The following is a 19,537-nucleotide window of genomic DNA, read 5'->3' on the forward strand; positions in this document are numbered from 1 at the left end:
TCGATGGTGCTGAGGATCGCCGCCGCCGACCTGCGCCGCGTGTTCCTGCACCTGCAGGGTCTGTCCGATGTGCCGTCGCGGCGCCTCGGGCAGGCGGAGCTGTGCGACATCATCGACCGCCTCGGCTTCGTCCAGGTCGACAGCATCAACACGGTGACGAGGGCCCATCATCAGATCCTGTTCTCGCGCAACCAGACCTATCGCGAGACGCAACTGACGGGTCTGCTGGAGCGCGACCGGGCGGTGTTCGAGAACTGGACCCATGACGCGGCGGTGATCCCCTCCAGCGCCTATCCCTACTGGCGCCATCGCTTCGCCCGCCAGAGGGACCGGCTCAAGGCGCGCTGGACGAACTGGCACGGGCACGACTTCCACGGCGAGATCGACCGGGTGCGCGAGCATGTGCGGGCCAATGGCCCGTCGCGCGGCCGCGATTTCGACGGCGAACGCGCCCGCAAGGAACCGGGCTGGTGGAACTGGCAGCCGGGCAAGACGGCGCTGGAGTATCTGTGGCGAACCGGCGAGATCGCCGTGACCGCGCGGGACAATTTCGCCAAGGTTTACGATCTCTCCGAGCGGGTGATCCCGCGCGAGCACTTCGAGCAGGACGTCAGCCACGAGGCCTTTGTCGACTGGACCTGCCGCGAGGCGTTGCAGCGGCTGGGCGTTGCGACATCGGGCGAGATCGCGGCCTTCTACGATCTCGTTTCGCCGGAGGAGGCGAAAGCCTGGTGCGCGGAGCAGGTGGGCGTGACCATCCTGCCGGTGGAGATCGACTTCGGGCCGGGTCAGCCGAAGCGCGCCAGCGTTGCGCGACCGGATATCGAGACCTTGTTGAGCGAGGCGCCTGAGGCGCCGGCGCGGGTGCGGACGCTGAGCCCGTTCGATCCGGTGCTGCGCGACCGTAAGCGGGCGGAGCGCCTGTTCGGTTTCTCCTATCGCATCGAGGTCTTCGTGCCGGCGGCGAAACGCAGCTACGGCTACTATGTCTATCCGATCATGGAAAAGGACCGGATGATCGGCCGGGCCGACATGATCTGCCGGCGGGCCGAGGGTGAGTTGCTCGTCACCGCCTTCTGGCCGGAGCGCGGCGTGCGGCTCGGCGAAGGCCGGTTGGCGCGACTGGAGGCCGAATTCGCCCGCATGGCCCGGTTCACCGGCATGGAACGGGTCGTGTTCGCGGAGGGCTGGCGGCGCGAGCCCGTCGGCTGACGCGCCGCGCCGGATAACCCGACGGACCTGCGAGAACGGATCGGCTTTCAGTCCTTCGTCGCGAGGATGCGCTCGATCTGGCTCGGCGGATGCCCGGTCAGCGTCTTGTCGACCTCGGCGACGATACGGCTCGCCACCTCCTTGTGAAAGGCCTTGCGCAGGTCGCCCAGCGTCATCGGCGGAGCGACGACGACGAGTTTCGAAAAACGGCCCTTGTGGGCTTCGCGGTAGAGCGTTTCGGCGATGAGCTTGGCAAAGCGATGCTTCTCGATCATGTGCCAGTCGGTCGGCTCCATGGCGCTGCGGTGCGGACCGGGGCCATCGTTGCGCCGACCGGGGGCGTCTGTGCCTTGTTGCGACGTCTGCGGATTGTCCTGTTGCAACACCTGCAGGACCTCGAAATTCGGGTAGTCGGCATCTCCCTGATTGCGGAAGAACAGCGCTTTCTCGCCGTCTCCGACCAGAATCCAGCTATCGTGCTCGATGCGCAGCCCGCTCATGTGAGGTCTCCCTTCTTACGTGCCGAGCCCGCTCGTGACCGGTTCCGCCGGCCTGGAGCAGGCATCCAGACCTGAAGGACACGTAGGTACGATCGCAGCCCGTTTGAATGGCCTGCGTCAGAGTTTCGCCGTCTCCCGGGCAATGAGGTCGTGGCATCCCTGGTCGAGCATGCGGAAGACCGCGTCGAAGCCGTTCGGACCGCCATAATAGGGATCGGGCACATCGTGAGGGAGAAAGCGCCGGATTTCGGCACGGCAGCCGGTCGGTGCGCGGGCCTGAAGATCGGCGAGATTGTCGGAATCCATCGCCAGGATGAGGTTGAATCTCGTGTAGTCCGCGTCACTCACCTGGCGGGCGCGCAGGCGCGACAGATCGATGCCGTTGCGGGCGGCGACCGCCACCGAGCGCGGATCGGGTGCCTTGCCGACATGCCAAGAGGCGGTGCCGGCGCTGTCGACGGTGACGGAGCCGCCGAGACCGGCGGCTTCGATCCGCTGCCGCAGGATGCCCTCTGCCAGCGGCGAGCGGCAGATATTGCCAAGACAGACGAACAGGATTGCGGTCACGAAGCCCTCGCTGGTTGGTTGGTCTGGTCGCGCCCGGCCACGCCGAGGCCCGACATCGCGATGGGGTTGCAGCCCTTGTCAGGCCGCGCCTGTCGTGGTCCGCTTTCCGGGTTGGGTCGCCGCCGTCGGCGTCCGTTTCCAGGAGGAGGTCGCCATGACCGAAAAGCTGTCGCCCGCCGCCCGCTCCGACGCGCTTGCTTCCCTGCCCGGCTGGCGGGAGGTGGAGGGACGCGACGCGATCACCCGGACATTCACGTTCAAGGACTTCAACGCGGCCTTCGGTTTCATGACGCGGGTGGCGCTCGTTGCCGAAAAAATGAACCACCATCCCGAATGGTTCAATGTCTATCGGACCGTCGAGGTTGTTCTGACGACCCACGATGCCGGAGGGCTGAGCGAACTGGACATCCGGCTGGCCCAGAAAATGGAACTGCTGGCGGACAACTGATGGCGCGCCGAGGTCAGCCTCGTTCGAGGAGGAAGATGTGGACGTCGTTCTCCCCGGTCTGTCGCGACACCAGCCTGTGTCCCGCCTCCTGGCAGAAATGCGGGATGTCGATCACCGACATCGGGTCGGTCGAAAGCACGCGGATCAAGGCTCCCGCCTCGAGGCGAGTCATGGCCTTGCGAGTCTTGAGAACCGGGAGAGGGCATTTCAGGCCCTTCAGATCCAGCTCCAGATCGACCTTGTCCACTGCGCGCTCTCCACCGATATGAGAGGCAGTCCGGCCCCTCGGATCGACCTCCGCCAGCCGTTCCGGCTGGGCACTCCCGACCCTGAAGACAAGACAGGAGAATATGTCCGTGACCAGCAGTGGCAAGCCCGATGCGTTCGACATACTGGATTTCTGGTGGACGGCCGGACCGCAGAGGTGGTTCGTCCGCAACGAGGCCTTCGATGCGGAGATCCAGGCGCGGTTTGGGGATCTTGTCGAGCCGGCGCGGGACGGGGCCCTGGATGCCTGGGCGGACACTCCGCATGGGGCGCTCGCCCTGCTGCTGCTGCTCGACCAGTTCCCGCGCAATCTGTTCCGCGGCAATGCACTTGCCTTCGCTTCCGACGAGCGCGCGCGCCGTATTGCCGGAGGGGCTCTTGCCGCCGGGTTCGACCGGGCGTTTCCGAAGGAGGCGCGCCCCTTCTTCTATCTGCCCTTCGAACATTCCGAGGACATGGCGGAGCAGGAGCGAAGCGTGGATCTGTTCCGCCGCCATGGCGATGAACAGGGATATCTCTATGCCCTGATCCATCTCGACGTGATCCGCCGGTTCGGCCGTTTCCCCCATCGCAATGCCGCGCTGGGAAGGGAGACGACGCCGGCTGAGGCGGCCTATCTTGCCGATGGTGGCTTCAGCGCCTGAGTGGAGCGCACAAAATTTGTGCACATAATTTAGCCGCATCCGCCTGTCGGATGTGGCTATTTTTTGTGCAGACGAAGGTGCTTCGAGAGGGCGGCCCCGAAGCCGGAAAGGTGACCTGCAGACTTTTCATATCTTATTGTTTTACATTTGTTTTTCTTCACGATCTGCCCGTCTGTCCGGCCATATTTTGCGCCGCAGCACGAACTGGCACGCTCCTTGATAATTGAAAACCGGCGTCAAACGGATCGCCCGGCTACCAGGCTGTGGTGGCGGCCGCGATCCGCCAGATCAAGCCGAGACGCGCCTGCCGCAATGGGCCGGGGAAGCGAAGCAGGGAAAGGAACGGAAGCAAGCATGAAAATCGTGATGGCCATCATCAAGCCGTTCAAGCTCGACGAGGTGCGCGACGCCCTCACGAGCATCGGCGTTCAGGGACTGACGGTGACCGAGGTCAAGGGCTACGGACGGCAGAAGGGGCACACGGAGATCTATCGCGGTACGGAATATGCCGTGAGCTTCCTGCCCAAGCTGAAGATCGAGGTCGCGGTGACCTCCGAGCTTGCCGACAAGGTCGTCGAGGCAATCGCCAGCGCCGCCAAGACCGGCCAGATCGGCGACGGCAAGATCTTCGTCTACGCGCTCGACCAGGTTCAGCGCATCCGCACCGGCGAAACCGACGCCACCGCGCTTTGACCCATCCGAGCAGGGGAATTTCAATGAAAACAACCTTCAAGACCGCCGGGCTGGCTTCGCTTGCGCTTCTTGCGGCGACCGGCGCCGTTCTCGCCCAGGACGCGACCGTTGCCACCGAGGCAGTCGAGGCCGCAGCCGAGGCGCCGCAATACGCGCTCGCCAGCGAGACCGCGTATATCTTCAACACGCTGCTGTTCCTTCTCGGCGGCTTCCTGGTCATGTGGATGGCGGCCGGCTTCGCCATGCTCGAGGCCGGCATGGTGCGCGCCAAGAACGTCTCCATGCAGTGCCTGAAGAACATCACGCTCTACTCGACGGCCGGTCTGATGTTCTGGATCACCGGCTACAACCTCATGTATACGGGCGTCGATGGCGGCTATATCGGCTCCTTCGGTCCGTATGCCTTCGATCCGGTCGGCGGCAACGATCTCGGGACGGGCTATTCCGTCGCCTCCGACTGGTTCTTCCAGATGGTGTTCTGCGCCACCACCGCCTCGATCGTTTCCGGCACGCTGGCCGAGCGCATCAAGCTGTGGCCCTTCCTGGCCTTCACCGTGCTGCTGACCGGCTTCATCTATCCGATCGCCGGCTCGTGGCAGTGGGGTGCCGGCTGGCTCGACGGCATGGGCTTCTCGGACTTCGCCGGCTCGACGCTCGTTCACTCGGTCGGTGGCTGGGCCGCGCTCGCGGGCGCCCTGGTGCTCGGCGCCCGCACTGGCAAGTACACCGCCAACGGGGTGCACCCGATGCCGGGCTCGTCCATGCCGCTGGCAACGCTTGGCACCTTCATCCTGTGGCTCGGCTGGTTCGGCTTCAACGGCGCCTCGCAGCTTGCCATGGGCACGATCGCCGATGTCACCGACATCTCTCGGATCTTCGCCAACACCAACATGGCGGCGGCTGCCGGCGTGGTTGTGGCGGTGATCCTGACCCAGGTCCTGTACAAGAAGGTCGACGTCACCATGGCCCTGAACGGCGCGCTCGCCGGTCTCGTGTCGATCACCGCCGAGCCGCTGGCTCCGTCCGTTTGGCAGGCCGTGTTCATCGGCGGCGTCGGCGGCGTGATCGTCGTCTTCACCGTGCCGCTGCTCGACAAGCTGAAGATCGATGACGTGGTCGGCGCCATCCCGGTGCACCTCGTTGCCGGCATCTGGGGCACGCTGATCGTACCGCTGTCCAACGGCGATGCCTCCTACTCGGTCCAGCTCATCGGCATCGTCGCCTATGGCGTGTTCACCTTCGGCGCCAGCCTGATCATCTGGCTGGCTCTCAAGGGCACCATCGGCATCCGCGCCTCGGCCGAGGAAGAGGCGCTCGGTCTCGACAAGATCGAGGTCGGTGTCGAGGCCTATCCGGAATTCGGTCAGGGCAGCCAGCGCGTCTGAGCCCAGCCGGTTCTTCTCCCGAAGCAACCGGCGTGACCGGCGGTTGCACCTTGAAGCCCGGGGCTCCGTGCCCCGGGCTTTTTTCGTCTGGCTGCGGTTGCTGCGGGCCGGAAGGCCGATCATCCTGAGCCGTGCCGCGGCCTTGCGATTCGCAAGACACCGGTTTCGGCTGCAACGAGGACCCGCCATGCCGCTTCTGGCTTCCATCCCGCTTACCGTGGTGCCGCTGATTGTCTACAACCTGCTCGCCTTCGGCCTGCTCGGCGATGGCGGCGGCCCTTGGCTCTCCTCGGTTCTGACGCTCGATCTGGTTTCCGGTGCGAGCTTTTCGCTGCTGGTTGCGGATCTGACGATCCTGTGCGCGCTGGCGATGCTGTTCATCGAATTGCTCAAGGCCACCCGTACCGGTGCGGTGGCGCTTGTCGACCACATCCTCTCGACCCTGGTTCTGGTCGCCTATCTGGTCGAGTTCCTGACCGTCCGCGAAGCTGCAACGTCGGTGTTTTTCATTCTGACCTGCGTTGCGCTGGTCGATGTGCTGGCGGGGTTTTCCATCACCATAACCGGCGCTCGCCGCGATTTCGGAGTTCCCAGCGGCGACCAGTTCCGCTGAGCGGTCGCCGGAGTTTCGCCGCCGCTCTCATGCTCCGGAGCGCTGAAAAGCGGGGACAAGGCTTCGCCGACAGAAGCCGCTACGTCAAAAGTTAACAAAACATTATCGCCTGGCATGGCATTTGCGCTAAATTCCTCGGTAACAACGCCAATGTCTCAAATTGGCACGCCGGGGAGGCGGAAATGCGGATCGAGCAGGGCGGACGTCCAGCAACAGCACCAGGCGTCGGCCGGCGTGCCGCCGAGACGGCGGCGTCGACGTCCGTCGGCGGGGCTACGTTCGCCTCTGCGGCGCGCTCGGTCGTGCCGGTCGCGCCGGTCAGCGAGCCGCGTGGCGACCGCTTTTCCCGTCTCTATCGCCCCAGTGCGGCTTTCCTTGCCCAACTGATCGCCATGCGGGAGCATGTGCCGCAGATGCGGGCAAGGCGGAGGGCCGCTCCCGAACAGGCGGTCGAGGCCTACCGGTTGGCGGAGCGCCAGCCGCGCGTGTCTTCGCCCGGCCGGATTCTGGCCGTCAGCCGCTGACGGGCTGCGCCTCGGCAGCTCAGTAGCCCCGGTGTCTCAGTAGCCGATGGCGCAGCCGTCCTTGCGGGGATCGGAACCACCGACAAGCACGCCGCGCGCGCGGTCGATCAGGATCGCCTGGCCGCCGCCGATGGGCTCCGCGACGATCTCCACCTGGTGACCGAGGTCGCGCAGGCCGACGAGGGTCTCATGCGGCACATGGCGCTCGGCCTGCAGCACATGGGTCGTCTCGTCGAAGAACATGCGCGGGGCATCGATCGCCTCCTGCGGATCCATGCCGAAGTCGACGATGTTGCTCAGCACATGGGCATGGCCACAAGGCTGGTAGCCGCCCCCCATTACCCCGAAGGAGAGATACGGCCGGCCATCCTTCAGTGCCATTGCGGGAATGATCGTGTGCAGCGGGCGCTTGCCGCCATCGATGCAGTTCGGGTGTCCCGGCTCCAGCCGGAAACAGGCGCCGCGGTTCTGCAGCATGACGCCGCTCTTCGGGGCGCAGATGCCGGAGCCGAAGCTCTTGTAGACGGAGTTGATGAAGGAGACGGCCATGCCTTCGCGGTCGACCACCGTGAGGTAGATCGTGTCCGACGAGGGGCCGAGCAGGGCAGGGGGGATCTCCGAAATGCGGGTTGTCGGGGAGATCCGGGCCGCCAGCTTGTCGAGATAGTCGGATGACAGGAAGGCATCCGGCCCGTGCCGCATGTGGTCCGGATCGGCGAGGAACAGGTCGCGCACCGAATAGGCGAGGCGGCCGGCCTCGAGCTCAAGATGGAAGCGAGTGGTGCCGAGCGGATCGAGCGAGGCGAGATCGAAGCGCTCCAGCAGCCCGAGCATGACGAGGGCGATGAAGCCCTGGCCGTTGGGCGGAAGCTCTGCAACATCGATGCCGCGATAGGACCGGATCACCGGCGGCATCGGCAGAGTGGTCATGCCGGCGAGATCGTCGAGGCTCATCAGCCCGCCGCGCGCAGCCAGCGTATCGACGATGTCGCGGGCGACCTCGCCCTCATAGAAGCCGGACGGCCCCTCGGCGGCGATCTTCTGCAGTGTGCGTGCGAGCGCCGGCTGGCGGACGACATCGCCCGCTTTCGGGGCCGCTCCACCGAAGAGATAGCTGTCGCGCGCGCCCGGATCGGCAGCAAGCTTGGGCACCGCCAGCGCCCAGTCATGGGCGACACGGGGTGCGACCGGATAGCCGTCCCTGGCGTAGGAAATAGCGCGCTTGAGCAGTTCGGCGAAGCTGCGGCGACCGTGAGCGGCGAGAAGATCGTGCCAGGCGCGAATGGCACCGGGAACGGTGACCGAATGCGGGCCCTGCGCGTCGATACTCTTTACGCCGAGTTCGGCAAGCCGTGCCGGCGTTGCCGCCTTCGGTGCCGGGCCGGACCCGTTGATGCCGTGGATCGAGCCATCGGGCCGGGCGACGATGGCGAAACAGTCGCCGCCGATGCCGGTCATCTGCGGCTCGACGACGGCCAGCACGGCTGAGGCGGCCACCGCAGCATCGACGGCATTGCCGCCGGCCTGCAGGACTTCCAGTGCGGCCGCGCTCGCCAACGGATGCGAGGTCGCCGCCATCGCGGTGGTGGCATGGACGCTCGAGCGTCCCGGGGCATGGAAATCGCGCATAACGATCCTTGGTCTTGTGTGTTTTGCTGGATGCGGAGCGGGGACTGTCGCGCCCGCCGAGCCGCCGGGGGAGGAGGATATTTTCACCCTCAGGGAATGAGTGCTTGTCGTTCTTGTCCGTTGGTGGCAGGCGGCTACCCTGTTAGCCATGGATCGGTGAAGACTATCGGATGCCGGCACGGAGGCCATAGGAAATGAGCAAACTGACCCTTTCCAGCGCGGAAAAGATCATCGATATGGCCCTTGCCAAGGGCGCGGAACTCGGCGTGAAGCCGCTGACCGTTGCCGTTCTGGACGCAGGCGGCCATCTGGTTGCGCTCAAGCGGCAGGACGGCGCCTCGATCCTGCGGCCGCAAGTGGCCAGCGGCAAGGCCTACGGGGCGATCGCTGTAGGGGCCGGCTCGCGCTGGCTCGACGAGAACGCCCGGACGCGACCGCATTTCGTGCAGGCATTGAACGGGGTGGCGGGCGGCGCCATCGTGCCTGTGCCGGGCGGCGTGCTGATTCGCGATGGCAGGGGCGGGGCGATCCTTGGTGCGGTCGGCATCAGCGGCGATACATCGGACAACGACGAGATCTGTGCGGTCGCCGGGATTGAGGCGACCGCCTTCTCCGCAGACTGCGGCTGAAGCAGGCCGGACGGATCGTCCGGCCACATGTCTGCCAGGTGTGGTCGGGCGGCCGCGATCTACTCGCGGCTGCCCCCGGCGAGGGAATCGATCTTCTTCTGCATGTCGGAGAGCTGCTTCTTCAGCGCGTCGAGATCGTCGGCGCTGGCCGGGCTCCGGGGGGCCTCGGCTGGCCGGGTCGCCTGTCCTTCCGCCTCCTTGCCCGGACCGAAGGGCAGGAACATCCGCATGGCCCGGTCGAAGATCTCGGCATTGCGCTTCACCTGGTCCTCGATTGCGTCGAAAGCGGTGGAGCCGAAGGCATTCGCCATCTGCTCGCGCAACCGGTCCTGCTCCCTGGTGAGCGAGGACATGGAGAAGTCGAGATAGGACGGCACCACGTTCTGCATGCTGTCGCCGTAGAAGCGGATCAGTTGTCGCAGGAACGTGATGGGCAGCAGATTCTGGCCCTTGTTCTCCTGTTCGAAGATGATCTGGGTCAGAACGGAACGGGTGATGTCATCGCCCGTCTTGGCGTCGTAGACGACAAAATCCTCCTCGTCCTTCACCATCAGGGCGAGGTCTTCGAGCGTCACATAGGTGCTGGTGCCTGTGTTGTAGAGACGTCGGTTGGCGTATTTCTTGATGATTGTCGGATCGGTGGTCTTTGTAGCCATGTCGGTTTTCGGATCCCGGCTTCGCGCCCCGGCCCGCAAGCCGTTGCGGCATTCCTCCCTGGTCCACGGTCGTCGGATCACCCTGCACGTCCGCGACTTCGTCCTGACGCACGATAAGCCAATCGTGGGCGGGCGCACCACCGTTTTGTCATATCATGCGGATCGGCGCCGGTTGCGCCGAAAGGATGACGCGACGAAGGCGGAAATCGCCAACAGCTAAGGGGTGTTCCGGTTGACACTTGGCGGGCGGGCGTCTCTAGTTTGCGGGAAACGCGCAGGCAGCCGGACAACAACCAGGGGAATGCCCGCGCCAGGGGAGGTCCGGTTTTCGGGAGATCATGAAATGAGTGCATCCACCGACGTCGTCATCGTCAGCGCCGCACGCACCGCCGTCGGCTCCTTTAACGGCGCCTTTGCCAACACGCCGGCCCATGAGCTCGGAGCGGTGGCGATCCGCTCGGCGCTTGAGCGCGCCTCCGTTGCGGCCGCCGATGTCGATGAGGTCGTGTTCGGCCAGGTCCTGACCGCGGGCCAGGGCCAGAACCCGGCGCGCCAGGCGGCCATCCTTGCCGGCATTCCCGACAGCGCGACGGCCTGGGTGCTCAACCAGGTCTGCGGCTCGGGCCTGCGCACCGTCGCCATCGCCATGCAGCAGATCGCGGCCGGCGATGCTTCCATCATCGTCGCCGGAGGCCAGGAGAACATGTCGCTGTCGCCGCACTGCGCCCATATGCGCGCCGGCTACAAGATGGGCGACTACAAGATGATCGATACGATGATCAAGGACGGCCTGTGGGATGCCTTCAACGGCTACCACATGGGCCAGACGGCCGAAAACGTCGCGCAGAAGTGGCAGATCTCCCGCGAACAGCAGGACGAGTTTGCCGTCGCCTCGCAGAACAAGGCGGAAGCGGCCCAGAAGGCCGGCCGGTTCAAGGACGAGATCACGCCGGTGACGATCAAGGAGCGCAAGGGCGACCGGATCGTCGAGGAGGACGAGTATATCCGCCACGGTGCCAGCCTCGACAGCATGACCAAGCTGCGTCCGGCCTTCACGAAGGATGGGTCGGTGACCGCGGGCAACGCCTCCGGCATCAACGATGGCGCCGCCGCTCTCGTGGTGATGAGCGCTGCCGAGGCGGCGCGCCGCGGCCTGACCCCGCTCGCCCGCGTGGCCTCCTGGGCGACCGCCGGCGTCGATCCGACGATCATGGGCTCCGGCCCGATCCCGGCTTCCCGCAAGGCGCTGGCCAAGGCCGGCTGGAAGGTCGAGGATCTCGACCTCGTCGAGGCCAACGAGGCCTTTGCCGCCCAGGCCTGCGCGGTGAACAAGGACATGGGCTGGAACCCGGACATCGTCAACGTCAATGGCGGGGCGATCGCCATCGGTCATCCGATCGGTGCTTCGGGTGCCCGTGTGCTGGTGACGCTGCTGCACGAGATGGCGCGCCGGGACGCGAAGAAGGGTCTGGCGACGCTGTGCATCGGCGGCGGCATGGGCGTGGCGCTCTGCGTGGAGCGTTGATCGAAGCTCGATGGCGGGCGCTTGATGCCGGTCAAGGCACGGGCGGCCGCCATCGGCTGGAATGCGGGTGAAAGCCGGATGGCCTTCTGCCCGCAACCGGCAGACCGGGCCAGTCAGCGGCGGCAGGCACGGCAGCGCAAGCTGAACGGGAGGACGTGAATGAGCAATGTGGCAATCGTGACGGGCGGGACGCGGGGCATCGGCGCCGCCATCTCCAAGGGACTTAAGGCGGCCGGCTACACGGTGGCGGCGACCTATGCTGGCAACACCGAAAAGGCGGAAGCCTTCAAGGCGGAGACCGGCATCCATGTCTACAAATGGGATGTGGCCGATGCCGAGGCCTGCAACGAGGGCGTCGGGCAGGTGGTCTCCGACCTGGGGGCGGTGGAAGTCCTCGTCAACAATGCCGGCATTACCCGTGACGGCTGGTTCCACAAGATGGATTTCGAGCAGTGGTCGGCGGTGATCCGCACCAATCTCGATTCCATGTTCACGATGACCCGCCCGGTCATCGACGGCATGCGCGAGCGCGGCCACGGCCGCATCATCAACATCTCGTCCATAAACGGACAGAAGGGTCAGCTCGGCCAGACCAACTACTCGGCCGCCAAGGCCGGCGTGATCGGGTTCACCAAGGCGCTCGCGGCGGAAAACGCCCGCAAGGGCATCACCGTCAACGCCATCTGCCCCGGCTATATCGACACCGACATGGTGGCGGCGGTGCCGGAAAAGGTTCTGGAAGGGATCATCGCCGGCATTCCGGTCGGCCGGCTCGGCCAGGCGGAGGAGATCGCCGCGGCGGTCGCCTATCTCGCTTCCAAGGAGGCGGCCTTCATGACCGGTGCCGTGCTGACCATCAACGGCGGCCAGTACTACGCCAACGGCTGACGCCGGCGCAAGACAACCACGGCCGCACCGGTGCGGGCTTCGGGGCTTCCGGCATGCCGGAAGCCCCTTTTCGTGTGCCAGCGGCCACAGACAAAGTCGGCGTTCCGCCCTGAAAGCCCGCCGGCACGGGGCCCCCGTTCTCAGGGAAGCGATTTTTCCCAGCGTCTGAGTTGCCGGGCCACGGGCAACGGTCCGAGCGTAAGCCGGTAGAAGTCAAAGAGGTCCGCTCGCTCGGAGGCGAGGAAATAGCAGAAATGCAGCTTGAAGAAGCGGAACCGAAGATGGCGATAGAGCTCGGCGGTCATCCGGTCCGGCACCCTCACGCTGAAACGTCTCGGCTCCTGGACATGTCGCGCCAGCCAAGGCGCATAGGTCGCCACCGGCGTGGTCTTTCCGCAGCAAAGGATATCGTGGGGGGCATAGACATCGGTCCAGTCGAGATGCCGTGCCTGGGCAAGGCTCGCGACAGCGGCGCCGAAGCCTCTCTGCGCGCCGAAGCCGCCGGCATAGGCGAATGCCGACCCCATCGTCAGAACGGTGAACCGGCCCTGCGCCTCGCCGAAATCCGGCACGCGCTTCAGCACCTCCCGCAGCGTGTAGAGCAGAACAAAGGTTCCGGAACTGTGGGCGACAAGGACAAACTCCTCGTCCGACTCGCATTCGGTGGCCATCCCGATGATCCGTTCGGCGAACTCGGCGATGCGCGCCGCCATCTGCGGGTCTTCATTGCGCGCCAGACGTCCGATGGAACACCAGTCATGGATCAGGTACCAGACATAGGTCCAGCGTTCCAAGAGACGGGTCACCTGGTAAAGCGAGATCATCCAGGCCAGGCCTGCCGCAACGCTCAAGGCCGCATGGACAGGACCGGTTCCGGGGAGAATGAAGGGAAAAAGCAGCGCCGGCACGATCGAGGCGACCAGAAACACGAGAACCGCAAGCATCGGGTAGAGAAAGAAAAGGCCGTTCATCCAGTTGGCACGCAGGCGCTCGCTGTAGCCGCCGGCCATCGCGAACAGGACGAATGTGCGCACAGCCCCCGCAATGACCGCCCAGAGGGGGCGTCGAAAGTCGCGTTTGCTCAGATCCCGCCAACCCAGCAGGGAGAATCGCGTCGTCACCACGCCTTCCGGCCAGGCGATTTCACCGGTCCAGTCGACAGAAGATCCCCCGGATCCGGCGCCTGGCCTCAAACCGGAGAACGACCCCGACACCGACCGGAGTCTCAGGAAATGGGCCAATTCTTCCGTGAGCTGGCTGAAGACTGTCTCGGGCCGGCGCAGGTCGTAGCCCGGTATGTAGATGACCCGTCGTTTCCGGACCTTAGACGTCCCGCTGTTGTCGTTCATGCGGCCCCGGCAAACTGCGCTGATCGTGCCTTTGCGCACCGCCCCTGCGCGTATAGCCGCCTTGGTAACCGGAGTTGCCTTTCTCCTGCAAGGTTGCCTCGCCACGGTCCTGGAACAACCCTGCACAGGGTTTCCAAGTTACGGATGCGGGACCCGGCGGATCAGCCGGTGGAGACGGCCTCGCAAACCTGAGACGGCAGGCGCAACGCAAAAAAAGGATCGAAGCACGGGCTTCGATCCTTTTCTAAAACGCGCAAACCCCGGCCGGTTGGCCGGGGTGAAGGTCTTACCGATACGACGCGACGACGGACGCCGCGTCTGCCGGAAGCTCCGATCACACGTCTTCCTTCACCGCCAGGATCTGGCGGCCCCGGTACATGCCCGTCTTCAGGTCGACGTGATGCGGGCGGCGAAGTTCGCCCGAATCCTTGTCCTCGACATAGGTCGGCTGCTTCAGGGCGTCCGCGGAGCGACGCGCGCCGCGCTTCATGCGCGTGGTTTTTCTCTTCGGAACGGCCATTGTCGTACTCTCCGTCGTGCAATATCCCGCGAAACCCGGACCGGGTCAGCCCGGGGCGTGGGTCTACACGGTGTGCAGGAATGGCGGGCTTATACCGGACCTTTTGCCGCTTTGCCAGCCCGAATCTCGAGAATTTTCGCCCTGCGGCGATTCTTTGCGCAGCGCTCAGCGACCGAAGCCGGGTAGGCATTCCAGGTGCGGGTCGATCGCCGTTGCGCGGCGCTGATTGATGCGCGCCAGACGGTCGTGGCCGGGGCGCGGGCGGGCCGGATTTCGCGCCAGCGGATTGGGCAGTGCGGTGGCGAGCCGGGCCGCCTCGGTGCGACTGAGATCCGCCGCGGGTTTGCCGAACCACGCCTGGGCCGCCGCCTCGGCACCGAATACGCCTTCTCCCCATTCGGCGATGTTGAGATAAATCTCCAGGATCCTCCGCTTGCTCAGCATGGCATCGATCATGAGAGCGAGCGGCAGTTCCATCATCTTGCGGACATAGCTGCGGTCGTTCCAGAGGAACAGGTTCTTGGCGACCTGCATGGTGATGGTCGAGGCGCCGCGCGCCGAGCCTCCTTCGTTGAAGGTCGTGATCTGGCTCTGCAGCGCCTCCCAGTCGATGCCTCCATGCTGGCAGAACCGGGCATCCTCGGAGGCGACCACCGATCGCACAAGATGCGGAGAGATCTGATCGAGCGGGACATAGTCGCGGGCCACCCAAAGGCCCTGCACGTAGCGGCTCAGCATCAAGGTGCTGACGGGGGGCACGACGGCGTAGAGCAGCGTCAGGAACGGCGGCAGGAGCAGCAGCGCAATGATCGTGCGCAGCAGGATGCGGCGCAAGCGCCACCGGCGCGGCTGTCGCGTCTGGCTGCTGACCTCTTCCTCGCTCATCCGTTCCGCTGCTCGCCCCGCCCGTCTCAACTGACCTATCGATCCGCACGGTGCCACACCGCGCTGCCGGAATACAGGCTGGCGGCGCTCCAGACAACAAACGCCTGCGCGGACCGGCATGGCGCCATGCAGGCTGTTGACCTCGGCCCGGATTTTCGACACTGAGGCAGGATGCTGGCGGTCGGTCGCCAGCCGCTGTCCCTCAAGGCCATCAGGAGCCGTTTCGTGACCGCCGATGCCGCAGATCAGCTTGCCGCCGACGCCGGGCGGTTCGAAGCCATGCTGGATCGTCTGCTCCTCGGCCAGACGGAAGAGGGAGAGTTGGCGCGCCCGCCGCGTCTCGTTGAAGCCATGCGCTATGCGGCGCTCAGCGGCGGCAAGCGGCTGCGCCCGGGTCTGATGCTTGCCGCCGCGCGGCTGTTCGGCCGCGATGACGATGGCGTCCTGGTCGCGGCCGCGGCCCTCGAATGCATCCACTGCTATTCGCTGGTCCATGACGACCTGCCGGCAATGGACGACGACGACCTGCGGCGCGGCCGGCCGACCGTGCATCGCGCCTTCGACGAGGCGACGGCGATTCTCGCCGGCGATGCGCTGCTGACGCTGGCCTTCGATCTCGTGGCGGATCCGCGCGTGCATGCGGAGGCGTGCGTGCGGCTTGCGGCCTCCCGCGATCTGGCGCGCGCCGCCGGCATCGGCGGGATGGCCGGAGGGCAGATGCTGGATCTTGCGGCCGAGCACAGCACCCTCGGCGAGACCGAGATCCGGCTGCTGCAGTCGATGAAGACGGGGGCGCTGATCCGCTATGCGGCCCGTACGGGTGCCCGGCTCGCCGATGCCTCAGTCGAGGATATCGAGCGGCTGACCCGGTTCGGAGAAGTGATCGGTCTGGCATTCCAACTCGCCGACGACCTGCTCGATGTCGAGGGCGATGCGGCGGCGCTCGGCAAGGCGGCCGGCAAGGACGCGGCGGCCGGCAAGGCCACTCTGGTCGCGCTGAAGGGGACGGCGTGGACGCGCGCGGAGCTCGGCCGGCTGGTGGCGGAAGCGGAAACGCTGCTTGCCGCTTTTGGCGAGCGGGCGGCATCGCTTGCCGCTCTTGCCCGGTTCGTTGCCGCCAGAGACCGCTGAAGCCGCTGCCTGCCGGATTTCACCCGACAAAGCTGCGCATGTGAAAGCTGCCTGCCTCGGCCGACTGTGCATGAGGCCGGCCGAAGGGGCAGGCATGCCGTGCCAGGCAGCCGTCATGGCAGGGTGCAGCAGGATCTGCCCGCAGATAGGCCAGACAGCGCGGCACGTCGTAGCCGGCCTGTGACAGGGCGCCGGCCGGGCAGGCGGAGAGACAGGGTTTTTCAAGACAGGTCGGGCAGGGGCCATCCGCTCCCGCATCCGAGGATGCGGTCAGTGGCTCTGCCGACAGCAGGGCCCCGCGCAGACCCGCCCAGGGGCCGAACGCGCGATGCGCCAGAACGCCCATCGGCGAGCGCGAGAAGCTGCCTGCCCTCAGCGTCCAGCGCTGGAACGGGTGGTAGGGAGGCCCCTCGAAGGGGAAGACGATGCCAAGACCCTCGCTCGCCGCCAAATCGCTCAGGATCCGGCGCGTGAAGCGATCCAGCGGATCTGGCTGGTCGTCGGCTGCCTCAGGGCTCGTTGCGAAGATCTCAAAGAGCGCGTTGGAGAGACTACCGACGACAAGGACCGCGCGCGTCTCGCGGCCCGGCCGGATGTCCGGCACCGCGTCGTCGGGGACGGGTTCGAAGCGGCCGAGCAGGCAAAACCCAGCGCGAGCGAGCCTGTCGCCGACAAGGGCGATCCAGGCCGCATCCCGCGCCGGGTGCGAGTTCACTTCAGCCGGTCGCGCTTGGCCAGGGTGCGCAGGCGCAGGGCATTCAGACGGATGAAGCCGGCCGCGTCCTTCTGGTCATAGGCGCCGCGGTCGTCCTCGAAGGTTACCAGTTCCTCGGAATAGAGCGAGTAGGGCGACTTTCGGCCGACGACGATGACGTTGCCCTTGTAGAGTTTGAGGCGGACCTCGCCGGCGACCTTCTCCTGGCTCTTGTCGATGGCGGCCTGCAGCATTTCGCGCTCGGGCGAGAACCAGAAGCCGTTGTAGATGAGCTCCGCGTAACGCGGCATCAGCTCGTCCTTCAGGTGGCCGGCGCCGCGGTCGAGGGTGATCGACTCGATCGCCCGGTGGGCGGTGAGAAGGATGGTACCGCCCGGCGTCTCGTAGACACCGCGCGACTTCATGCCGACGAAGCGGTTCTCGACGAGGTCGATGCGGCCGATGCCGTTCTCGCGGCCGTACTCGTTCAGCTTGGCGAACAGCGTGGCCGGCGACAGCGTCTCGCCGTTGAGCGACACGGCATCGCCCTTCTCGAAGCCGATGGTGATCTCGGTCGGGACGTCCGGCGCCTCCATCGGGTCGACGGTGCGCTGGTAGACATATGCCGGCGGCTCCTCCCACGGGTCCTCAAGGACCTTCCCCTCGGACGAGGAGTGCAGCATGTTGGCGTCGACCGAGAACGGTGCCTCGCCGCGCTTGTCCTTCGGCACCGGAATCTGGTGCTGTTCGGCGAATTCGATGAGATTGGTCCGGGACTTGAACGTCCAGTCGCGCCAGGGGGCGATGACCTTGATATCCGGGTCGAGCGCATAGGCGGACAGCTCGAAGCGGACCTGGTCGTTGCCCTTGCCGGTGGCGCCGTGGGCGATCGCGTCGGCGCCGGTCTCGTGGGCGATCTCGATCAGCCGCTTGGAGATCAGCGGACGGGCGATGGAGGTGCCGAGCAGGTAGACACCCTCGTAGAGCGCATTGGCACGGAACATCGGGAAGACGAAGTCGCGGATGAATTCCTCGCGCAAATCGTCGATGTGGATTTCCTTGATGCCGAGCATCTCGGCTTTCTTGCGCGCCGGCTCCAGTTCCTCGCCCTGGCCGAGATCGGCGGTGAAGGTCACCACCTCGCAGCCATATTCGGTCTGCAGCCATTTCAGGATGATCGAGGTATCGAGGCCGCCGGAATAGGCGAGCACCACCTTCTTGATGTCTTTCTGTGCCATGGGGTCGGTAGTCCAGTCCTGGGCAGGTGAGGCGGGTTGCGGCGATCCGCGCGCCGGGTTGGTCCGGCGACGCACGCCGACCGGTGAAATTCGCGCGCACTGTAGCCTTTGGGCGCCGGAGCGCAAGCCGGGAAACCCGGCGGTCCCGCGGTTCCGCGCCGAAATTCAGCGGCGCGGGACGGGTCGCCAGCCGGGGGGTGCCATCTCGAAGCCGGCAAATTCGAAACCCGGCGCGACGGTGCAGCCGACCAGCGTCCAGCGACCGAGGCTTTCCGCCGTCTGCCAGGCGCCGGCCGGAACGATCCCCTGCGGTCGCTGACCTGCTGCGAGATCGTGGCCCAGATGCAGCGTACGGGCGTGGTGGCCGTTCTCCGAGATGGTGAGGGCGAGCGGCCCGCCGGCATGCCAGTGCCAGATCTCGACCGCGTCGACCCGGTGCCAGGCCGACAGTTCGCCGGCCTCCAGCAGATAGTAGATGGCGGTGGAGCGGGCCCGGCCGGCGGCATCCGTTTCCCTATCGCGGAAGGTTTCGCAGTAGTGTCCGCCCTCGGGATGCGGCACCAGGTCGAGCATCGAAATGATCTCGGCGGCGGTCAGGTCGGCAGCGAACATCGAGCAGGCTCTCCGGCGGGGTCAGAATGTGTCCTTGCGGCGGCGGATCTCGGCGAAGACCTCAGCGTCGCTTGCATCCTCAAGATGGAGACGCGAGCGGATCGCGGCGTCGCCGGCGCGCAGGAACGGGTTGGTGGCGCGCTCCCTCGCCATCGTCGTCGGCAGCGTCGGCAACCCCTGCTCCCGCAGGCGCTCGACCTCGGCAACGCGTTCTTTCAGAGCGGCGTTGTCCGGGTCGACGGTCCGCGCGAAACGGGCATTGGACAGCGTGTATTCGTGGCCGCAATAGATGTCCGTTGCCGGTGGCAGCAGGCGCATGAGCTTTTCAAGCGAGGTCCACATCATGGTCGGGTCGCCCTCGAAGATGCGGCCGCAGCCGAGCGAGAACAGCGTGTCGCCGGTATGGGCGAAGGACAATTCCGGCGCCCACCACGAGATCTGGTCGAGCGTGTGGCCGGGTGTGCCGATCGCCTTGAACGCGATCCCCGCGGCGGTGACCTCGTCACCGTCCTCGACGACAGCGTCGAGCCCGCCGATCCTGTCGCGCGAGAGGGCGGGGCCGGTGACGCGGGCGCCGGTGTCGGCCTTGAGTTTTTCCAGCCCCTGGACGTGGTCCCAATGGTGATGCGTGACGAGGATGTCCGTCAGCGTCCAGCCGGTCTCCTTTAGCACCTGCTTGTAGGGATCCGCGTCGGGGACATCGAAGGCGATGGTTCCGCCTGGCCCGGATGTGCTTTCCGGCACATGGAAAAGGACGCCGAAATTGTCGTCGAGACAGGGGAACTGGCGGATCACCGCCGGCCGTGTGTCAGCGCTCATGATGTCGTCCTCCGTATGGTGAAACATGCTTCCGCCGAGGCGTGGTCTCTGCAGGTAGCACCTTTCCGCCTTCGGCGGCAGACCCGGCCGGCCGGGACGGCGGGCTGAC

23 protein-coding genes are annotated in these 19,537 nt (G+C 65.9%); 11 read left to right on the plus strand and 12 right to left on the minus strand.

The annotated features are described in order from the left end of the window. Nucleotides 1-3 precede the first annotated feature (3 nt). Nucleotides 4-1,212 carry a winged helix-turn-helix domain-containing protein gene (locus P2PM1_RS16965; RefSeq protein WP_186399860.1) on the plus strand — a complete coding sequence of 403 codons (1,209 nt, stop codon included), beginning with the start codon at nucleotides 4-6 and terminating at the stop codon, nucleotides 1,210-1,212. A gap of 47 nt (nucleotides 1,213-1,259) precedes the next feature. Here the strand turns inward: P2PM1_RS16965 and P2PM1_RS16970 are convergent, their stop codons facing one another. Together P2PM1_RS16970 and P2PM1_RS16975 are read right to left on the minus strand one after the other, a co-directional pair. Further along, a complete protein-coding gene (locus P2PM1_RS16970; RefSeq protein WP_186399861.1) occupies nucleotides 1,260-1,712 on the minus strand; it encodes a host attachment protein in 453 nt (150 codons plus the stop codon). A 117-nt stretch (nucleotides 1,713-1,829) separates the two neighbouring features. Continuing rightward, on the minus strand, nucleotides 1,830-2,279 hold the full coding sequence (locus tag P2PM1_RS16975; protein ID WP_186399862.1) for a low molecular weight protein-tyrosine-phosphatase: 450 nt from the start codon (nucleotides 2,277-2,279) through the stop codon (nucleotides 1,830-1,832). A 94-nt stretch (nucleotides 2,280-2,373) separates the two neighbouring features. On the opposite strand from P2PM1_RS16975, the gene P2PM1_RS25715 reads away from it, so the two are divergent. Next, nucleotides 2,374-2,727, plus strand: a complete 354-nt coding sequence (locus P2PM1_RS25715) for a 4a-hydroxytetrahydrobiopterin dehydratase (RefSeq protein WP_371636827.1) — start codon at nucleotides 2,374-2,376, stop codon at nucleotides 2,725-2,727. Between the two features lie 13 nt (nucleotides 2,728-2,740). Here the strand turns inward: P2PM1_RS25715 and P2PM1_RS25515 are convergent, their stop codons facing one another. Further along, entirely contained in the window at nucleotides 2,741-2,974 is a 234-nt protein-coding gene (locus P2PM1_RS25515; RefSeq protein WP_244296431.1) for a sulfurtransferase TusA family protein, read from the minus strand. A gap of 103 nt (nucleotides 2,975-3,077) precedes the next feature. On the opposite strand from P2PM1_RS25515, the gene P2PM1_RS16990 reads away from it, so the two are divergent. The 5 genes from P2PM1_RS16990 to P2PM1_RS17010 all read left to right on the plus strand — a co-directional run bounded on the left by P2PM1_RS16990 (nucleotide 3,078) and on the right by P2PM1_RS17010 (nucleotide 6,853). Continuing rightward, nucleotides 3,078-3,638: a DUF924 family protein gene (locus P2PM1_RS16990; RefSeq protein ID WP_186399864.1), complete on the plus strand. Its 561-nt coding sequence runs from the start codon at nucleotides 3,078-3,080 to the stop codon at nucleotides 3,636-3,638. A gap of 354 nt (nucleotides 3,639-3,992) precedes the next feature. After that, the gene (locus tag P2PM1_RS16995; RefSeq protein ID WP_067224442.1) at nucleotides 3,993-4,331 is read left to right on the plus strand and encodes a P-II family nitrogen regulator; all 339 of its coding nucleotides are present in this window, start codon (nucleotides 3,993-3,995) and stop codon (nucleotides 4,329-4,331) included. Nucleotides 4,332-4,354: 23 nt separating this feature from the next. After that, the gene (locus P2PM1_RS17000) at nucleotides 4,355-5,716 is read left to right on the plus strand and encodes an ammonium transporter (protein ID WP_186394438.1); all 1,362 of its coding nucleotides are present in this window, start codon (nucleotides 4,355-4,357) and stop codon (nucleotides 5,714-5,716) included. Between the two features lie 187 nt (nucleotides 5,717-5,903). Next, nucleotides 5,904-6,329 carry a hypothetical protein gene (locus P2PM1_RS17005; RefSeq protein ID WP_186387694.1) on the plus strand — a complete coding sequence of 142 codons (426 nt, stop codon included), beginning with the start codon at nucleotides 5,904-5,906 and terminating at the stop codon, nucleotides 6,327-6,329. Between the two features lie 182 nt (nucleotides 6,330-6,511). Beyond that, nucleotides 6,512-6,853, plus strand: a complete 342-nt coding sequence (locus P2PM1_RS17010; protein WP_186387693.1) for a hypothetical protein — start codon at nucleotides 6,512-6,514, stop codon at nucleotides 6,851-6,853. A gap of 36 nt (nucleotides 6,854-6,889) precedes the next feature. Here the strand turns inward: P2PM1_RS17010 and ggt are convergent, their stop codons facing one another. Continuing rightward, a complete protein-coding gene (ggt, locus tag P2PM1_RS17015; RefSeq protein WP_186399865.1) occupies nucleotides 6,890-8,482 on the minus strand; it encodes a gamma-glutamyltransferase in 1,593 nt (530 codons plus the stop codon). A 194-nt stretch (nucleotides 8,483-8,676) separates the two neighbouring features. On the opposite strand from ggt, the gene P2PM1_RS17020 reads away from it, so the two are divergent. Beyond that, entirely contained in the window at nucleotides 8,677-9,111 is a 435-nt protein-coding gene (locus P2PM1_RS17020) for a heme-binding protein (protein ID WP_186399866.1), read from the plus strand. A gap of 59 nt (nucleotides 9,112-9,170) precedes the next feature. Here the strand turns inward: P2PM1_RS17020 and phaR are convergent, their stop codons facing one another. Then, nucleotides 9,171-9,767: a polyhydroxyalkanoate synthesis repressor PhaR gene (phaR, locus tag P2PM1_RS17025; RefSeq protein WP_186387690.1), complete on the minus strand. Its 597-nt coding sequence runs from the start codon at nucleotides 9,765-9,767 to the stop codon at nucleotides 9,171-9,173. 343 nt (nucleotides 9,768-10,110) lie between these two features. Between phaR and P2PM1_RS17030 the strand changes: the two genes are divergently transcribed. Beyond that, complete coding sequence (locus tag P2PM1_RS17030) at nucleotides 10,111-11,292, plus strand: acetyl-CoA C-acetyltransferase (protein WP_186394441.1); 1,182 nt, start codon at nucleotides 10,111-10,113, stop codon at nucleotides 11,290-11,292. A 159-nt stretch (nucleotides 11,293-11,451) separates the two neighbouring features. Continuing rightward, on the plus strand, nucleotides 11,452-12,180 hold the full coding sequence (gene phbB, locus P2PM1_RS17035; RefSeq protein WP_186387688.1) for an acetoacetyl-CoA reductase: 729 nt from the start codon (nucleotides 11,452-11,454) through the stop codon (nucleotides 12,178-12,180). 140 nt (nucleotides 12,181-12,320) lie between these two features. Here phbB and P2PM1_RS17040 read toward each other — a convergent pair whose 3' ends face one another. The 3 genes from P2PM1_RS17040 to mtgA all read right to left on the minus strand — a co-directional run bounded on the left by P2PM1_RS17040 (nucleotide 12,321) and on the right by mtgA (nucleotide 14,934). Next, on the minus strand, nucleotides 12,321-13,529 hold the full coding sequence (locus tag P2PM1_RS17040; protein WP_186399867.1) for a hypothetical protein: 1,209 nt from the start codon (nucleotides 13,527-13,529) through the stop codon (nucleotides 12,321-12,323). Between the two features lie 334 nt (nucleotides 13,530-13,863). Continuing rightward, complete coding sequence (rpmF, locus tag P2PM1_RS17045; protein ID WP_097174322.1) at nucleotides 13,864-14,049, minus strand: 50S ribosomal protein L32; 186 nt, start codon at nucleotides 14,047-14,049, stop codon at nucleotides 13,864-13,866. 165 nt (nucleotides 14,050-14,214) lie between these two features. Then, nucleotides 14,215-14,934: a monofunctional biosynthetic peptidoglycan transglycosylase gene (mtgA, locus tag P2PM1_RS17050; protein ID WP_186399868.1), complete on the minus strand. Its 720-nt coding sequence runs from the start codon at nucleotides 14,932-14,934 to the stop codon at nucleotides 14,215-14,217. Between the two features lie 279 nt (nucleotides 14,935-15,213). On the opposite strand from mtgA, the gene P2PM1_RS17055 reads away from it, so the two are divergent. Beyond that, nucleotides 15,214-16,065 (plus strand): polyprenyl synthetase family protein, encoded by an 852-nt coding sequence (locus P2PM1_RS17055; protein ID WP_186400063.1) that lies wholly within the window; start codon nucleotides 15,214-15,216, stop codon nucleotides 16,063-16,065. A 19-nt stretch (nucleotides 16,066-16,084) separates the two neighbouring features. On the opposite strand, the gene P2PM1_RS17060 is transcribed toward P2PM1_RS17055, so the two are convergent. The 4 genes from P2PM1_RS17060 to gloB form a co-directional block, all read right to left on the minus strand. Continuing rightward, a complete protein-coding gene (locus P2PM1_RS17060; RefSeq protein ID WP_208985314.1) occupies nucleotides 16,085-16,780 on the minus strand; it encodes a hypothetical protein in 696 nt (231 codons plus the stop codon). Then, nucleotides 16,777-17,997 (minus strand): argininosuccinate synthase, encoded by a 1,221-nt coding sequence (locus P2PM1_RS17065; protein ID WP_186399869.1) that lies wholly within the window; start codon nucleotides 17,995-17,997, stop codon nucleotides 16,777-16,779. Before P2PM1_RS17065 ends, P2PM1_RS17060 begins: the two co-directional genes overlap by 4 nt. A 165-nt stretch (nucleotides 17,998-18,162) precedes the next feature. Continuing rightward, the gene (locus tag P2PM1_RS17070) at nucleotides 18,163-18,609 is read right to left on the minus strand and encodes a cupin domain-containing protein (RefSeq protein WP_186399870.1); all 447 of its coding nucleotides are present in this window, start codon (nucleotides 18,607-18,609) and stop codon (nucleotides 18,163-18,165) included. Between the two features lie 21 nt (nucleotides 18,610-18,630). Next, nucleotides 18,631-19,428: a hydroxyacylglutathione hydrolase gene (gloB, locus tag P2PM1_RS17075; RefSeq protein ID WP_186399871.1), complete on the minus strand. Its 798-nt coding sequence runs from the start codon at nucleotides 19,426-19,428 to the stop codon at nucleotides 18,631-18,633. Between the last annotated feature and the right edge of the window lie 109 nt (nucleotides 19,429-19,537).

It is taken from the genome of Stappia sp. P2PMeth1 (assembly GCF_900185735.1).
Lineage (GTDB): Bacteria > Pseudomonadota > Alphaproteobacteria > Rhizobiales > Stappiaceae > Stappia.

What these genes read in the sequence shown, in the direction of transcription:
- P2PM1_RS16965 (WP_186399860.1), top strand. Translation starts at nt 4, where the DNA reads ATGGTGCTGAGGATCGCCGCCGCCGACCTGCGCCGCGTGTTCCTGCAC.
- P2PM1_RS16970 (WP_186399861.1), bottom strand. Translation starts at nt 1,712, where the DNA reads ATGAGCGGGCTGCGCATCGAGCACGATAGCTGGATTCTGGTCGGAGAC.
- P2PM1_RS16990 (WP_186399864.1), top strand. Translation starts at nt 3,078, where the DNA reads ATGTCCGTGACCAGCAGTGGCAAGCCCGATGCGTTCGACATACTGGAT.
- P2PM1_RS16995 (WP_067224442.1), top strand. Translation starts at nt 3,993, where the DNA reads ATGAAAATCGTGATGGCCATCATCAAGCCGTTCAAGCTCGACGAGGTG.
- P2PM1_RS17000 (WP_186394438.1), top strand. Translation starts at nt 4,355, where the DNA reads ATGAAAACAACCTTCAAGACCGCCGGGCTGGCTTCGCTTGCGCTTCTT.
- P2PM1_RS17005 (WP_186387694.1), top strand. Translation starts at nt 5,904, where the DNA reads ATGCCGCTTCTGGCTTCCATCCCGCTTACCGTGGTGCCGCTGATTGTC.
- P2PM1_RS17010 (WP_186387693.1), top strand. Translation starts at nt 6,512, where the DNA reads ATGCGGATCGAGCAGGGCGGACGTCCAGCAACAGCACCAGGCGTCGGC.
- ggt (WP_186399865.1), bottom strand. Translation starts at nt 8,482, where the DNA reads ATGCGCGATTTCCATGCCCCGGGACGCTCGAGCGTCCATGCCACCACC.
- P2PM1_RS17020 (WP_186399866.1), top strand. Translation starts at nt 8,677, where the DNA reads ATGAGCAAACTGACCCTTTCCAGCGCGGAAAAGATCATCGATATGGCC.
- phaR (WP_186387690.1), bottom strand. Translation starts at nt 9,767, where the DNA reads ATGGCTACAAAGACCACCGATCCGACAATCATCAAGAAATACGCCAAC.
- P2PM1_RS17030 (WP_186394441.1), top strand. Translation starts at nt 10,111, where the DNA reads ATGAGTGCATCCACCGACGTCGTCATCGTCAGCGCCGCACGCACCGCC.
- phbB (WP_186387688.1), top strand. Translation starts at nt 11,452, where the DNA reads ATGAGCAATGTGGCAATCGTGACGGGCGGGACGCGGGGCATCGGCGCC.
- P2PM1_RS17040 (WP_186399867.1), bottom strand. Translation starts at nt 13,529, where the DNA reads ATGAACGACAACAGCGGGACGTCTAAGGTCCGGAAACGACGGGTCATC.
- rpmF (WP_097174322.1), bottom strand. Translation starts at nt 14,049, where the DNA reads ATGGCCGTTCCGAAGAGAAAAACCACGCGCATGAAGCGCGGCGCGCGT.
- mtgA (WP_186399868.1), bottom strand. Translation starts at nt 14,934, where the DNA reads ATGAGCGAGGAAGAGGTCAGCAGCCAGACGCGACAGCCGCGCCGGTGG.
- P2PM1_RS17055 (WP_186400063.1), top strand. Translation starts at nt 15,214, where the DNA reads ATGCTGGATCGTCTGCTCCTCGGCCAGACGGAAGAGGGAGAGTTGGCG.
- P2PM1_RS17065 (WP_186399869.1), bottom strand. Translation starts at nt 17,997, where the DNA reads ATGGCACAGAAAGACATCAAGAAGGTGGTGCTCGCCTATTCCGGCGGC.
- P2PM1_RS17070 (WP_186399870.1), bottom strand. Translation starts at nt 18,609, where the DNA reads ATGTTCGCTGCCGACCTGACCGCCGCCGAGATCATTTCGATGCTCGAC.
- gloB (WP_186399871.1), bottom strand. Translation starts at nt 19,428, where the DNA reads ATGAGCGCTGACACACGGCCGGCGGTGATCCGCCAGTTCCCCTGTCTC.